We start from the raw sequence: 14,597 nt of genomic DNA on the forward strand, positions 1-14,597 counted from the left end.
TGAAATAAACACGCAATTGAAATAAATAATAGGTGCAATGGAAATATTCAGTCGCTTGTTCAAGCAGCAACTCAGGTAACCGTATTTGAATTCACTTCCATTGTTGTTGACTTTGCCAAATCAAAACAGGCACGATTGCACTATAAGGTAATTATTTAGCAATGAAGCCATCCCTAGTTTTGAAAATTGGCCAGCAGCTGACGATGACTCCTCAGCTGCAACAAGCCATAAAACTACTTCAACTATCCACATTGGATTTACAGCAAGAAGTGCAGCAAGCACTTGAATCCAACCCTATGCTTGAGCTGACTGATGAGTCTGACAGCAACTCATCGGCTAATGGTGAAGCCAATGACTCACAGCAACTCAATAGCTCTGGCTTAAATGGATCAGATTCATCAGACAACGTAGATAAAAGCACATCTGAAACTTCTCAAGACAACTCAGACGAAACCAGCTGGTCAGAAGAAATCCCTAATGACCTTCCTGTAGATAGTGCCTGGGACGATGTTTACCAAACATCTTCAGCTCCTATTAGTTCTTCCTCATCAGCAGATGACGATGAGTATGACTTCAGCAACCGAAATGGCACGACAGAGTCTTTGCACAGCCACCTAGAGTGGCAGCTTAACCTTACTCCAATGTCTGATAACGACCGCTTAGTGGCTATTGCTATTATCGATGCGATCAATGACGATGGCTACCTTAGCTGTAGCACTGAAGAAATTTGGGAAGGCCTGGACCCTGAGCTGGAAATTACACAAGAAGAAGTGGAAATTGTGCTACGTCGCTTACAACATTTTGATCCTGTTGGTGTAGCTGCAAGAAACTTACAGGAATGCTTACAAATCCAGCTTTCTCACCTGCCGCAAGACACACCACTTCTTGATAATGCTAAGCTAATTGTAACAAAGCACTTAAACTTGCTAGGTCATCACGACTACAATCAGCTTATGCGCCGAACAAAATTGAAAGAAGAAGAGCTGGCAGAAAGCATAAAGCTGATCCAAGCCCTGAACCCAAAACCAGGTGCTGATATTCAACCGTCCGAAACAGAGTATGTCATTCCTGATGTATTTGTTAGAAAGCATAATGATCGCTGGTTAGTCGAGCTTAATGCCGAGGCCACCCCCAAACTACGGATTAATAGCAATTATGCATCTTTGGTAAAACGAGCCGACAGCAGTTCCGACAACACCTATCTGAAAAACCATTTACAAGAAGCTCGCTGGTTTTTAAAAAGCCTGCAAAGTCGTAACGAAACATTAATGAAAGTAGCTACTCGTATTGTCGAGCATCAACGTGGTTTTTTAGAATATGGTGAAGAAGCGATGAAACCACTGGTGCTGCACGATATAGCAGAAGCGGTTGGAATGCATGAATCAACCATCTCCCGAGTAACCACTCAAAAATTTATGCATACACCTCGCGGCATCTTTGAGCTGAAATATTTCTTCTCAAGCCATGTCAGCACGTCATCTGGTGGTGAGTGCTCTTCCACTGCTATCCGAGCTATCATTAAAAAGTTAGTAGCTGTGGAGAACCCTAAAAAACCATTAAGTGACAGCAAAATTGCCAGCTTACTGGAAGAGCAAGGCATAAAGGTGGCAAGACGAACCATAGCCAAATATCGTGAATCACTATCCATTCCGCCGTCCAATGAGCGAAAGCGGCTGGTGTGATGAAATAGGTTAGCGCGAAATTAAGCGTTATATTGACTAGCAACAAGCAATACCAAGCCTGCTTTCCATTACACTTAGTAATGAAGCAGTTGACAATCAGCCTAGCAAGTCAGTGAAGCTGATTACAACCATAAAGCCCTATTAGGAGGTCGTTGCATGCAAGTTAACATCAGTGGTCATCATGTAGAAGTGACTGATGCGTTGCGCCAATATGTCACCAAAAAGCTTGATCGCATTGAAAGCCATTACGATAGCATTACTAACGTGCAAATTACCCTAAGTGTTGAAAAGCTACGCCAAAAGGCAGAAGCTAGCTTGCATGTGCGTGGTGCTGACATTGCCGCCACTGCAGAATCTGAAGATATGTATGCTGCAATTGATTTACTTAGTGATAAACTAGGCCGGCAATTAAGCAAACACAAAGAGAAAACCCTGGATCGACTTCAGGGAGCCGGTATTCGTTAAAAAGTAGTTTACTTATTTATAAAGCATGAAAATCGAACAAGTCCTTCTCCCACAATGCACCCTTACCGGGGTGCAAGGGGGGAGTAAAAAGCGAGTTTTACAACTCATTGCCAACCTCTTAGCTGAGTATTCTGGTGATATTAATCCCAATGAACTGTTTGATAATTTAATCAATCGTGAACGGTTGGGAAGCACAGGTTTTGGCAATGGCATAGCGATTCCACATTGTCGTCTCGAAAGTTGTCTTAAGCCCTTTGCTTGCTTACTTAAACTGCAAGAAGGCATTGACTTCGACTCGATGGATGGTCACCCAGTAGACTTAATTTTTGCCCTGGTTGTTCCTGCCGAAGCCACAAATGAGCACCTCGCTATCCTTCAGGAAATTGCTACCCGCTTCGAAAACTCCAGTTATCGCAATAATTTACGCCGAGCTGATACTAATCCTGAGTTATTTGACGTTGCAATTCAAAGCGTACCTACCACATAAGCACAATAGTTAAGTTAGTTTTAAAATCTTCAAAGCCAGCTAATGAGTATTACTTAACTAATCTGCCGTATATCACATAAACTTTGTTATACTAGCCCAGAATATATTTGGGCTAGGATTGTACTACCAGCCCTACAAATGAATTAACAAAGCAACTCTGCATATTTATGAAGTTAATTATAATCAGTGGCCGCTCTGGCTCAGGCAAAAGTACCGGCTTACATGTGCTGGAAGATCAAGGCTATTATTGCATTGATAATATGCCTGCTGGTTTGCTTCCTGCCTTTGTTGAGGAAATGAAAAAGGAGCCACTGTACGACAAAGCAGCGGTTAGTATTGATGCTCGAAATGTTTCCCAGGATTTAAGGCGTTTCCCGGCTATTATGAATGCGCTCAAAGAGCAGCAAATTGATGCAGAAACTATTTATCTTGATGCTGAACACGCGACCTTACTAAAGCGTTTTAGTGAAACACGCCGTAAACACCCACTCTCTAGCCAACAGCGCTCCTTAGATGAGGCTATTAAACAAGAAAAAGAAGTTCTTGAACCTATCGCTAAAATGGCTGACCTTACTATCGACACCAGCCAGCTGTCTTTGCATGAACTGCGAGATATCATCAGTAAGCGCGTTGCTCGCAAGCAGCACAGCAGTATAGCCCTACTTTTCCAATCATTTGGCTTTAAGAAAGGAATCCCCATTGATGCAGACTACGTGTTTGATGTACGCTGTCTGCCAAACCCCTACTGGGTCACCCATTTAAGGCAATACTCAGGGCTGGAGGAACCTGTTAAAGAATTTTTAGGTTCTCAACAACAAGTATTGGATATGTTTGATGATATCAAACGCTTTGTTGAACACTGGCTACCATGCTTTGAAGCAAATAATCGAAGTTATATTACTATTGCCATTGGGTGTACGGGGGGCCACCACCGTTCAGTCTATATCAGCGAGAAGCTCGCAATTTACTTTCGTGAAAAGTGGCCAAATGTTCAAGTACGTCACCGAGAATTGCCTTAGGCTCCATGATTCAAGAAAAAGTCATAATCATTAATAAACTTGGCTTGCATGCCCGTGCCGCAGCAAAGCTTGTCTCTACTGCCGCTGCTTTTGGTAGCTCTGTTAAGGTAGGTAAAGATGGCAAAATGGTAGACGGCAAAAGCATTATGTCAGTGATGATGCTAGCTGCCAGTAAAGGCTCCGTTCTAGATCTTGAAATTGATGGTGACGATGAAAAAAAAGCCTTTGAGGCCATTACCCAACTCATCAATAATTATTTCGATGAAGGAGAATAAGCTTCTTCAGTTAGGTTTATTTGCATACCTTACTTTTCAGCTTTAACCGAATAGCTCTTCGCGAATACAAAATCGCTTTCAATAACCTCTACTTCTGGAATCACTTATAAAACTGGCTACAATCCACAATACCAGTAGCCAGTCTCTTCAGGTAAACTAACCCGCCAAATAAAGTAGTAACTAGCACTACATCCTATAAATAAGTGCTTATTTAACAGTCTCAATACCACTTGTTTATAGGATGAAGCGCTAATGCATACAGCTAGCTGCTCTCAAAAATAGGATTACCTGATGTCCACACAACAACTCGGAAAATCAGAGGATCAGTTACAAGAACTAAGCCTTGCGCTGGACCAAGGAGTTTCTTCACCTGTTAAGCGAATGCTTAATAGCCTTCCTGCTGCCGACGCTGCACACTTAATCGAATCCTCTCCCCCCAAGGCCAGGAGTTTACTGTGGCAATTACTCGATAAAGAACAAGAAGCAGAAGTACTACAAGAGCTTAGTGACGACGTTCGTCAGTATTATCTGGATCAAATGAATGCTGATGAGTTAGCAGCAATCACTACAGGCTTTGATGCTGATGACTTAGTCGACCTTTTACAACAGCTGCCGGATGCAATTACCCAGCAAGTGTTGTCTTCAATGGACGCTCAGGATCGGGCACGAGTCGAGCATATTCTGTCTTATCCGGAGGATACTGCTGGCGGCTTGATGAATACAGATACCATCACTATCCGCCCCAGCAATACTTTGGATGTTGTATTTCGCTATCTGCGTCGTCATGATGAATTGCCAGCGATGACAGATAGTTTATTGGTAGTTAATCGCCAAGATGCCTTCATTGGGGTATTGCCCATCAATAAATTGCTCACCACCAATCCGTCCATCACGGTCCGTGAAGTAATGAATACTGATATTGAAGCCATTAATGCAATGACTCCAGCTAGCCAAGTTGCTCAATTGTTTGAACGGCAAGACCTGGTATCTGCTCCAGTGGTTGATGACGATGGCAAATTGCTAGGACGGATCACCATTGACGATGTTGTAGATGTTATTCGTGAGGAAGCAGATCACTCTCTGATGAGTATGGCTGGCTTGGAAGATGATGCTGATACTTTCGCCCCAGCCATGAAAACAGCGAAGCGCAGAGCAGTCTGGCTGGGTATTAACCTTGTCACTGCATTTGTCGCTTCAGCATTTATTGGGATGTTTCAGGATACCATTGATAAGGTTGTTGCATTAGCGGTATTAATGCCAATCGTAGCCAGTATGGGTGGCATTGCTGGCAGTCAAACGCTAACACTGGTTATTCGTGCTATGGCGCTCGGCCAAATTGGCAAATCCAACACTTTCTGGTTATTAAATCGGGAATGCATTGTAGGGTTGGTCAATGGCCTAATTTGGGCACTGGTCGTATCAGGTGTGGCTTTTGTCTGGTTTAACGATGGCATCATTTCAACCGTTATCGCAGCCGCAATGATTATTAATTTAGTAGTTGCCGTGATGGCAGGTGCTGCATTACCAATCATCCTAAAAACCCTTAAAATTGATCCCGCACTCGCTGGTAGCGTCATTTTAACCACCGTTACAGACGTTGTGGGTTATATCTCGTTTTTAGGCCTAGCTACCTTATTTTTGACCTAGTGGTGCACCCTATAAATAAGTGTGCTTTTAAGAGCCAACCAAGTAAAATGCCGCTTATTTACAGGAAGCATCAACTACTGATTTAACGACGTTTTTTGCATGACACAGCCACTTTCATCTTTAGGCCCTGCTCCACTTTGGCGCCGACTTGCGGCCATGGTATACGACGGTTTGCTACTGATAGCTCTTGCTATTGTGATTTCTGGTATCCATTTATGGATAAGTATTTTGCTGGTAGGTGAAGCAAAAGCTACTGCAGTTGGCTTTAAATGGGATTTAGCCTTAATCCTGCTCATCATATTTTTTAGTTTTTATGCTTATTTTTGGCGAAAAAGCGGTCAAACACCAGGGATGATTGCCTGGCGAATAATGGTGACTAGCTACGCTGGCAAAACCCTGAATCTTCAGCAATGCCTAATCCGCTTTTTAATAGGAATTCCAAGTTTCATTCTAGGAGGCATTGGTATCTGGTGGGTTCTATTTGATCCGAAAGACCAAGCGATTTACGACTATGCAGCAAAAACAGAAGTCGTATTGCTTGAGAAAACTAAAAAATAATATTCACTCAGAAAAAGCCACCGAAAAAATAATTTACCTCAGCCAGACTGTCGCGAAAGAGTGTTGAAAATAAGTTTAGTGTTCAATACGGAGTAACAGGATATTCTTACGCTAGCCTTGAAAGACCTTTCCTGGCCTTTCAAGGCTTTTATCAACTAGAGTCGGTCGGTAACCATTCAATAGCGGGTTAACCCGTCTCGCCTCATGCCTGCTAATTTTTGCAATAACTTCAAACTAAACATAGGTAAGCAGCTACCCTGCCCTTTTCAGCAATACACCACCCACGATAAAGCACAACAATAGTGGCACAGTCACCGCTATGAGTGGTGAAAAGCCAAATACCAGGCTGGATGGACCTAAAAGTTCTTGAATAATATTAAAAGAAAATCCTGCTATTACCCCAATAAAAATTCTTAGTCCCATTGTCACCGAACGTAAAGGACCAAATACAAAAGAAATACCCACTAACACTAAAGCAATAATGACTGCTGGCTGCAGGATTTTCCGCCAGAAAGCTAACTGGTACTCCCCTGCATTTAGCCCCTGTTGAGCCAGGTAATCAGTATAAGTACTCAAGCCACGAATAGATAAGTCATCAGGTTTAACTACAACTACATCCAACAAATCCTTAGACAAACTCGTTTGCCATTGCAAAAATGGTAGTCGTTCAGTGGTTACTTGGTCGCCTTTAAACTGATTCGACTGAAGATTTTGCAACAACCAATAATCGCCTTTAAATACACCACGATCAGCAAAACTTGCCTCTAGCAGTTCTTTTTTATCATTAAACTTAAAACGGGTAATGCCATGCAAAATGCCGCCAGGTTCTACGGCATTAAAATGCATAAACTCATTACCTTCTCGGTGCCAAACTCCTTGCTGGCTAAACTGGGCTGAAGGGCCATCTTTACTACGCGCAATCGCTCGACCGCTATCAGCTAGTTGTTCAGTGTAAGGTGATACAAACTCACCGATAGAAATACCAATTAAAATAATCAGTAACGTTGGTTGCATCACTCCCCATACAATTCGCCACAGTGATACACCTGCCGCTCTCATCACTACCAGCTCACTATTATTGGCCAAAGCGCCCAAGCCTACCAAACAACCTATAAGAGCAGAAAAAGGAATGAATTTATAAATACGGTTAGGTATCGATAAACCAACATATTGCAATACCTCTACCAGCTGATAACTGGCTTTCATACTGGCTAGCTCACCCACAAAGGCAAAGAGGGTATCCAATGATACAATTACCATTAGTACCAAAAAGGTCGCATTAAGAACACTGGCGGCAATATAACGATCAATTTTATTCATGGCTTGCCACCTCATTTGCTAACGCTGTTTTTTTTTGCAGTTGTTGCTGGCGCCTCTTAGTTTGAAATGGCTCGTAGGCCAAGATTAACCCTGCGATAATTAAAAACAGTCCATGCACCCCCCATAGTCCCATAGGGTGAAGTTTACCGTCTTCCACTGCCCCTTTGGCACCAATTAATAGTGCCAGATACAATAGATAAGTCAGAATAGCGGGTAGTAATTTTAAATAACGCCCCTGTCGTGGGTTTACCTTACTTAATGGGACTGCCAGCAATACAACAATAAATACCAATATTGGTAAAGATAACCGCCACTGAAGCTCTGCCACATGGCTTAACTCGGTAGAACCTATCAATTCACTTGTAGCAATGGCTTTCACTTTATCTGTTTCTTTACTCGCCTTACTTTCTGGCATTTTTATACCATAGGTATCGTATTCAGTAATGCGGAAATCAGCCTGGCCAGGCATACCGTCATAACGATAACCTTTGTTCAAAATCAAATAACGAGCTCCAGTTTGCTGCTCCACATGCTGCACTCCGGCCTCCGCCAATAACAGAGTAATACCACGCTTACCTATTCCTTCATTTTGCTGGGAGATAAAAACATCCCCCATTTGCAGTCTGTCTTCAGATAAGCGTTCGGTATAGGTTACCCGACCAACGCTTTCTTGCTCTTGAAAGCGCCCAGGGGCTAGGGTTTCAAACTCAGTCAAAGCATCTTGCTTAGCAAAGATTTCTTCAACATTTTTGGCTCCCCACGGAGTAATCAACAAGCCCAATAAAGCAACTATACAGGCAACCACTGCTGCAGGTGCCAATGTCTGTAGTAAGATACTTTTTTGACTGACACCACAGGCGGTTAATACTGTCATCTCGCTTTCGATATATAGCCGACCATAGGCGAGCAAAATACCAATAAACATCCCTAAAGGAATTATCAGTTCCAAAAACTCCGGTAGGCGATAACCCATAATCACAAACAAAAAATCTGCACTCAGCTGCCCTGAAGCAGCTTGCGCTAAATACTTATTGAAGCGGCCACTCATAATAATAAGTAACAGTACACCGCTAACAGCCAGCATGGCTGTAAAAACTTCTCTTGCTAAGTAGCGGAAGATAATCAACTGGCTCTCCTAACTTACTTTCCAAATACCATCCAATACTGTGATACCTTTTTCTTTACCATTGCGCGACGAAAACTTTCACACCCCTGGCCTGTACATAGGCAATCAAGATAAGACTCTGTTACACTCAAAAACTTAATTTAATAGGGTTTGTCAAACAATTAGCTCACAGCACTGCCATTTAAATTGAAAATATTTGGGTTAGCACCCACCTACTTTTAAGTAGCTGCTGGCAAAGACTGCTAATTATCCAACAAAGCGATAAATTTGTCTTGTGGGGTTTTCATGGAATTTCTAATCAAAAACACTCAACCAGCCACAATCAGTACTGATTGCTTGGTCATACCGGTATTTGAAAATTCAAAATTAAGCGACACTGGCAAAGCCCTTGATGATGCAGCCAAGGGGCAATTAATCAGCATCATTAAACAAGGTGATATTGCAGGAAAACCTGGCGACACACTAGTTTTATCACAGCTGGGTGAAATTAAAGCTAAACGTATTATGCTGTTTGGTGCAGGCGAGCTTAATAAAAAACTATCCGAGGATGATTTAATTAAATCTTTCTCCGCTGTGTTTAGCACCCTCAATAAACTTAACTTAAAACAGGTGGCTATCGCCCTAGCTGATATCCATGTGGCTGGTCGAGAAAAAACCTGGGTGGTTCGCATTGCAGCACAATTGGCAGGTACCAGTCAGTATGAGTTTAACCAACTTAAATCAACTAAACCCAAAACAACCAAAAGCAAGTATAAAAAACTAACATTTCTAGCACCTGAGTCTACCCATAAAACACTTTCACAGCTTACTCAAGAAGCAGCGGCCACTATTAAAGGCATTAATGTTGCCCGCGATCTTGGTAATTTACCCGGTAATATCTGTACACCCAGTTACCTAGCTAAACAAGCTAGACAGCTAGCCAAAAAAGATGAAGCAAAACTAAAAGTCACTGTACTAGATGAAAAAGAAATGGAAGAGCTAGGCATGGGCTCTTTTCTATCCGTCAGCAAGGGCAGCAAAGAGACTGGCAAGCTAATAGTGATGGAATATTACGGCGGCAAAAAAGGTGACAAGCCCCATGTGCTAGTTGGCAAAGGTATTACCTTTGACAGTGGCGGCATCAGCATCAAGCCTGGCCAGGGTATGGACGAAATGAAGTTTGATATGTGTGGAGCTGCCAGCGTTTTTGGCGCTCTCAACAGTATCATTGAGCTTAAGTTACCAATCAATGTTGTTGGCATTGTTGCTGCTGCCGAAAATATGCCCAGCGGCAATGCCTCCAAGCCTGGTGACATCGTGACGTCAATGTCAGGCCAAACCATTGAAATTCTTAATACCGATGCAGAAGGGCGACTGGTTCTGTGTGATGCTTTAACCTACGCGGAAAGGTACGAGCCTGAATCAGTTGTAGATATTGCTACTTTAACAGGTGCCTGTGTGGTTGCTCTTGGTAGCCATGCATCAGGCATGTACAGTAATAATGATAAACTAGCTAAAGCCCTACAAAAAGCTAGCGATGAAAGTTACGACAGAATCTGGCACATGCCTCTATGGGATGCTTATCAAAAACAGTTAGATAGTAACTTCGCAGATATGGCAAATATCGGTGGCCCAGAAGCAGGATCAGTTACTGCAGCCTGTTTTTTAGCTCGTTATACTAAGAAGTATCATTGGGCACACCTAGATATTGCTGGAACTGCCTGGCTAAAAGGCGATAAAAAAGGCGCCACAGGTCGCCCAGTCAGTCTGCTTGTGCAGTATTTAATCAATCAATCCAAATAGTGAAGTAGGGTTGGCCAACATAGTCAAGATACATAGTTGACCAACTTCTATTGCACTCTCACAATCCAAACTTCGTATGACACGCATTGACTTCTATATCTTACCTGACCAACACCCTACCGCTCGCCAACAGTTTTGCTGCCGTTTAGCCGAAAAAGCGGTTAAGCATGCCAAGTCAGTCTATATTCATACTGATGGGCAAGCTGAGGCTGAAGCACTTGATGAGCTATTGTGGTCTTTCCGCGAGGATAGCTTTATCCCTCACCAATTAGCTGCGAGTCATGAATCAGCACCCTGCCCAGTGGAAATTGGCTGGCAATTACCAGCAAAATCATCGAATAGCTTGCTCATTAACTTGACTGATTCAATACCTTCGTTTGTTAATCAATTTGAGCGAGTAGCAGAAATTGTTGCAGGAGATGGCACACGTCGCAAAACTGCACGTCAGAACTTCAAAAGTTATCGAGACCAAGGGTATCCTTTACACAGTCATAACATACGAAGTTAGCAAGCTCTGCGTAGAGCATAGTTATAATTATTAGTATTTATTATTGCTGTATGGCCAAGCCTTACTTTACAAAACAAAACCCTAACCAGCCAATAGCATCAGACAAGCCTCATCAAGGGCTATTAGCTGAGTCAAAGCAGCACGATAATATGTTGAGCCATACAAACACCTTAAAATCTATAGAACGAAACGATATACCTACGTTAAATGACATAGCAGATTCGTCTTTAAACAATTCGACCTTAAAAAAAGCACAGCAACTCACTAATGGACATGTCATTAAAAAGAAGCAACCCAACAAGTCGACCACAGATATTCCAACGTTAACAACACCAGCTGTTAAATCTGCTACTAAAAAGCAACGAGCAGAGCAGTTAGTACCTTCAAAAGCTGCTCAGTACAAAATTAATGTCAACAATCCATTTATTCCAGAAAGCGTTAAAGCTAAACAGGAGCAACCACAGAGCCAACAGGTAGTTTATAAGGCAGATAAACCAACTTCTTCACAACCTATTCCTTCCACACATACTTCGGACAACTCATCAAGCGAGCTATCCTCTAAAAACTTGCGCAGAGCCAAATGTCTGGATGAAGGCGTTCGCAACAAATTACGTCAAGAACTGGAAATGCAGAGCGAAATTGTTTTACAAGAAGTGATTGATGAGTTTATCCCTCAAATTGAAGCTGAGTTCCATAAGCGGATTCGCTCTGAAATAAACGCCATCATTGACCACATTGTCAATCACTGATTAACTCTCAACCATCCCTTATTTATTTCCTTTCAGTTCATAATCCTCTTAACTGAAAGGTTATACCTTATGTATAATCCAAACCCAGAACCCTTAATATCTGGTGAAATATCCGGGCTAGCATTTTTTAATTACCCACTTAAAAGGCAATCAGTAATAGTCATTACCATGGATAAAACGTTTAAACCACATGAATTAGAGCGCCAATGGTATAAAACCTGGGAAGAAAAAAACTACTTTGTTCCTCAGGGTGATGGAAAACCATACTCCATCATGATCCCTCCTCCCAATGTAACAGGTAGTTTACATATGGGACACGCATTTCAAGACACTATTATGGATGTTTTGATCCGCTACCATCGCATGAAAGGACAAAAAACCCTTTGGCAAGTGGGGACTGATCATGCCGGTATTGCTACTCAAATGGTGGTAGAGCGGCAACTGCTAGCAGACGGTGTAAGCCGTTTAGATCTTGGCCGGGAGAAATTCCTTGAAAAAGTTTGGGAGTGGAAAGCGGAGTCCGGTGGCACTATTACTAAACAGCTACGCCGGATGGGTGCTTCTGTAGACTGGTCCCGTGAACGTTTTACCATGGATGAAGGATTATCAAATGCAGTAAAAGAAGTCTTTGTCCGCTTATACGAAGAAGATCTAATTTATCGCGGCAAACGCTTGGTTAACTGGGATCCAAAACTGCACACAGCAATATCTGACTTAGAAGTTATTTCTGAAGAAGAGAACGGCCACCTGTGGCACTTCCGTTACCCACTGGCTGATGGAGCTAAAACAGCAGAAGGAAAAGAATATATTGTAGTCGCTACTACTCGTCCTGAAACCATGCTGGGTGATACAGCTGTTGCCGTTCATCCTGAGGATGAGCGCTATCAGGAACTGATTGGTAAATTTGTTGAGCTACCTTTAACTGGGCGCCGTATCCCTATTATTGCTGATGACTATGTAGACCAGGAGTTCGGCACAGGCTGTGTAAAAATCACACCAGCCCACGACTTTAATGACTATGAAATTGGCCAACGTCATCAGTTGCCAATGATTAATATCTTCACTATTGATGCAAACCTTAACAACGAAGTGCCTGAAAAATACCATGGTATGGAGCGTTTTGCAGCTCGCAAACAAATCGTTGCTGATTTTGATGCTGCAGGTTTACTGGAAAAAATTGAAGATCACAAGCTGAAGGTGCCCCGTGGCGACAGAAGCGGTGTAGTTATCGAGCCTTACTTAACTGATCAGTGGTATGTAAAAGTTGGCCCTCTGGCCGAGCCAGCCATCAAAGCAGTTGAAGATGGTGATATCGAATTTGTGCCTAAACAGTGGGAAAATACTTATTTTGCTTGGATGCGAGACTTACAAGACTGGTGTATTAGCCGTCAATTATGGTGGGGTCACCGTATTCCTGCCTGGTATGATGAAAACGGCAATGTTTATGTGGGCCGCGATGAAGCTGAAGTAATAGAAAAGCATCAAATTAGCCCAACTGTTCAGCTTCGCCAGGATGAAGATGTACTAGATACTTGGTTCTCTTCTGCGCTTTGGACTTTCTCTACGTTAGGCTGGCCAGAAGAAACCCCTGAGCTGAAAGATTTCCATCCAACTGACGTATTAGTGACTGGTTTTGACATCATTTTCTTCTGGGTTGCCCGAATGATTATGATGACTTTAAAATTCCGTGGCGAAATTCCATTTAAGAAAGTATATGTCCATGGTCTGGTTCGCGATCAAGATGGCCACAAAATGTCTAAATCCAAGGGCAACGTGCTTGACCCACTCGATTTGATTGACGGCATTAGCTTCGATGATTTACTGGCCAAACGCACGAGTGGTTTAATGCAACCTCATATGAAAAAATCCATTGAGGCAGCCACTCGTAAGCACTTCCCAGAAGGTATTGCCCCCTATGGTACAGACGCCTTGCGTTTTACTTACTGCTCATTAGCCTCAACCGGCCGCGACATTAAGTTCGACATGGGACGGATGGAAGGCTATCGCAACTTCTGTAACAAAATTTGGAATGCCGCCCGACTAGTACTTAGCAATGCAGAAGACGAAGACTGCGGACAGAACGGTGGTGAAGTTGAACTCAGTTTGGCTGATCGCTGGATCATTTCCCGCTTGCAGCAAGCGGAACAAGAAGTTGCTCAAGCGACTGAGTCTTTTCGCCTTGATCATGCCGCTAATTCTATTCAGCAGTTTGTTTGGGACGAGTTTTGTAGCTGGTACCTTGAGTTATCAAAAACCGTTATATATGACAAAACAGCCACAGAAGCTCAATTAAGAGGCACTCGTCGTACAATGGTTCGTGTATTAGAAACCACCTTACGCCTAATACACCCATTTATGCCATTTATTTCCGAAGAGATTTGGCAGCGCCTGGCGCCATTAGCAGGCAAGCAAGGTGAAACCATCATGCTACAACCTTACCCAGAAACCGATGACAGCTTGTTAGACCATGAAGCCATCGCTGATATCGAGTGGGTAAAAGGCGTATTAGTTGGGGTCAGAAATATCCGTGGCGAAATGGATATCAGCCCAAGAAAACTGGTGCCGGTGTTACTACAAAATGGCAGCACTGAAGATAAAGCACGCTTAGAAGCCAATAAAACCTACCTGCAAAAACTGGCCAATATTGAATCTATCACTTGGTTAGAAAGCAACGATCAAGCCCCTACTGCTGCAACCCAGCTAGTCGGTGAAATGAAAGTGCTGGTACCAATGGCTGATCTGATTGATAAAACTGCTGAGCTTACTCGCTTAACCAAAGAAATCGACAAACTAGAGAAAGAGCTTAGCCGCCTACAAGGCAAGCTTAATAACCCAAGCTTTGTCGATAAAGCGCCTAGTCAGGTTGTGGATAAGGAAAAAGCGAAGTTAGCAGATGCACTGGCTGCGCAACAAAAACTATTGGAGCAAAAAGCCAGTATAGAGGCCTTGTAATTCACACATGCGCTATATAGGGCTAGC

General features: G+C 42.9%; 13 protein-coding genes. 11 read left to right on the plus strand and 2 right to left on the minus strand.

The window, feature by feature from the left end; translation table 11 throughout:
- Positions 1-161: 161 nt before the first annotated feature.
- From G4Y78_RS22940 to G4Y78_RS22970, 7 genes are all read left to right on the plus strand, one after another.
- Positions 162-1,682 (plus strand): RNA polymerase factor sigma-54, encoded by a 1,521-nt coding sequence (locus G4Y78_RS22940; protein WP_163835216.1) that lies wholly within the window; start codon positions 162-164, stop codon positions 1,680-1,682.
- 156 nt (positions 1,683-1,838) lie between these two features.
- Positions 1,839-2,147, plus strand: coding sequence for a ribosome hibernation-promoting factor, HPF/YfiA family (gene hpf, locus G4Y78_RS22945; RefSeq protein ID WP_163835217.1), 309 nt, complete (start codon positions 1,839-1,841; stop codon positions 2,145-2,147).
- Positions 2,148-2,172: 25 nt separating this feature from the next.
- Complete coding sequence (gene ptsN / locus G4Y78_RS22950) at positions 2,173-2,634, plus strand: PTS IIA-like nitrogen regulatory protein PtsN (RefSeq protein ID WP_163835218.1); 462 nt, start codon at positions 2,173-2,175, stop codon at positions 2,632-2,634.
- 167 nt (positions 2,635-2,801) lie between these two features.
- Entirely contained in the window at positions 2,802-3,653 is an 852-nt protein-coding gene (gene rapZ, locus G4Y78_RS22955; protein WP_163835219.1) for an RNase adapter RapZ, read from the plus strand.
- Between the two features lie 5 nt (positions 3,654-3,658).
- Entirely contained in the window at positions 3,659-3,928 is a 270-nt protein-coding gene (locus G4Y78_RS22960; RefSeq protein WP_163835220.1) for an HPr family phosphocarrier protein, read from the plus strand.
- A 291-nt stretch (positions 3,929-4,219) separates the two neighbouring features.
- On the plus strand, positions 4,220-5,575 hold the full coding sequence (gene mgtE / locus G4Y78_RS22965) for a magnesium transporter (RefSeq protein ID WP_163835221.1): 1,356 nt from the start codon (positions 4,220-4,222) through the stop codon (positions 5,573-5,575).
- A 99-nt stretch (positions 5,576-5,674) separates the two neighbouring features.
- Positions 5,675-6,133: an RDD family protein gene (locus G4Y78_RS22970; protein WP_163835222.1), complete on the plus strand. Its 459-nt coding sequence runs from the start codon at positions 5,675-5,677 to the stop codon at positions 6,131-6,133.
- A gap of 252 nt (positions 6,134-6,385) precedes the next feature.
- Here the strand turns inward: G4Y78_RS22970 and lptG are convergent, their stop codons facing one another.
- Entirely contained in the window at positions 6,386-7,453 is a 1,068-nt protein-coding gene (gene lptG / locus G4Y78_RS22975) for an LPS export ABC transporter permease LptG (RefSeq protein WP_163835223.1), read from the minus strand.
- Entirely contained in the window at positions 7,446-8,579 is a 1,134-nt protein-coding gene (lptF, locus tag G4Y78_RS22980; RefSeq protein WP_163835224.1) for an LPS export ABC transporter permease LptF, read from the minus strand. The genes lptG and lptF overlap by 8 nt, the downstream gene beginning before the upstream one ends.
- A gap of 285 nt (positions 8,580-8,864) precedes the next feature.
- Between lptF and G4Y78_RS22985 the strand changes: the two genes are divergently transcribed.
- From G4Y78_RS22985 to G4Y78_RS23000, 4 genes are all read left to right on the plus strand, one after another.
- Positions 8,865-10,361, plus strand: coding sequence for a leucyl aminopeptidase (locus G4Y78_RS22985; protein WP_163835225.1), 1,497 nt, complete (start codon positions 8,865-8,867; stop codon positions 10,359-10,361).
- A 76-nt stretch (positions 10,362-10,437) separates the two neighbouring features.
- Complete coding sequence (locus G4Y78_RS22990; protein ID WP_163835226.1) at positions 10,438-10,869, plus strand: DNA polymerase III subunit chi; 432 nt, start codon at positions 10,438-10,440, stop codon at positions 10,867-10,869.
- A gap of 50 nt (positions 10,870-10,919) precedes the next feature.
- Positions 10,920-11,618: a hypothetical protein gene (locus G4Y78_RS22995; RefSeq protein ID WP_163835227.1), complete on the plus strand. Its 699-nt coding sequence runs from the start codon at positions 10,920-10,922 to the stop codon at positions 11,616-11,618.
- Positions 11,619-11,786: 168 nt separating this feature from the next.
- Positions 11,787-14,570, plus strand: a complete 2,784-nt coding sequence (locus G4Y78_RS23000; protein ID WP_163836578.1) for a valine--tRNA ligase — start codon at positions 11,787-11,789, stop codon at positions 14,568-14,570.
- Positions 14,571-14,597 lie beyond the last annotated feature (27 nt).

The organism is Spartinivicinus ruber, assembly GCF_011009015.1.
GTDB lineage: Bacteria > Pseudomonadota > Gammaproteobacteria > Pseudomonadales > Zooshikellaceae > Spartinivicinus > Spartinivicinus ruber.

Excerpts from the sequence above, each read along its gene's own strand:
- G4Y78_RS22940 (WP_163835216.1), top strand. The coding sequence starts at position 162 with ATGAAGCCATCCCTAGTTTTGAAAATTGGCCAGCAGCTGACGATGACT.
- hpf (WP_163835217.1), top strand. The coding sequence starts at position 1,839 with ATGCAAGTTAACATCAGTGGTCATCATGTAGAAGTGACTGATGCGTTG.
- ptsN (WP_163835218.1), top strand. The coding sequence starts at position 2,173 with ATGAAAATCGAACAAGTCCTTCTCCCACAATGCACCCTTACCGGGGTG.
- rapZ (WP_163835219.1), top strand. The coding sequence starts at position 2,802 with ATGAAGTTAATTATAATCAGTGGCCGCTCTGGCTCAGGCAAAAGTACC.
- G4Y78_RS22960 (WP_163835220.1), top strand. The coding sequence starts at position 3,659 with ATGATTCAAGAAAAAGTCATAATCATTAATAAACTTGGCTTGCATGCC.
- mgtE (WP_163835221.1), top strand. The coding sequence starts at position 4,220 with ATGTCCACACAACAACTCGGAAAATCAGAGGATCAGTTACAAGAACTA.
- G4Y78_RS22970 (WP_163835222.1), top strand. The coding sequence starts at position 5,675 with ATGACACAGCCACTTTCATCTTTAGGCCCTGCTCCACTTTGGCGCCGA.
- lptG (WP_163835223.1), bottom strand. The coding sequence starts at position 7,453 with ATGAATAAAATTGATCGTTATATTGCCGCCAGTGTTCTTAATGCGACC.
- G4Y78_RS22985 (WP_163835225.1), top strand. The coding sequence starts at position 8,865 with ATGGAATTTCTAATCAAAAACACTCAACCAGCCACAATCAGTACTGAT.
- G4Y78_RS22990 (WP_163835226.1), top strand. The coding sequence starts at position 10,438 with ATGACACGCATTGACTTCTATATCTTACCTGACCAACACCCTACCGCT.
- G4Y78_RS22995 (WP_163835227.1), top strand. The coding sequence starts at position 10,920 with ATGGCCAAGCCTTACTTTACAAAACAAAACCCTAACCAGCCAATAGCA.
- G4Y78_RS23000 (WP_163836578.1), top strand. The coding sequence starts at position 11,787 with ATGGATAAAACGTTTAAACCACATGAATTAGAGCGCCAATGGTATAAA.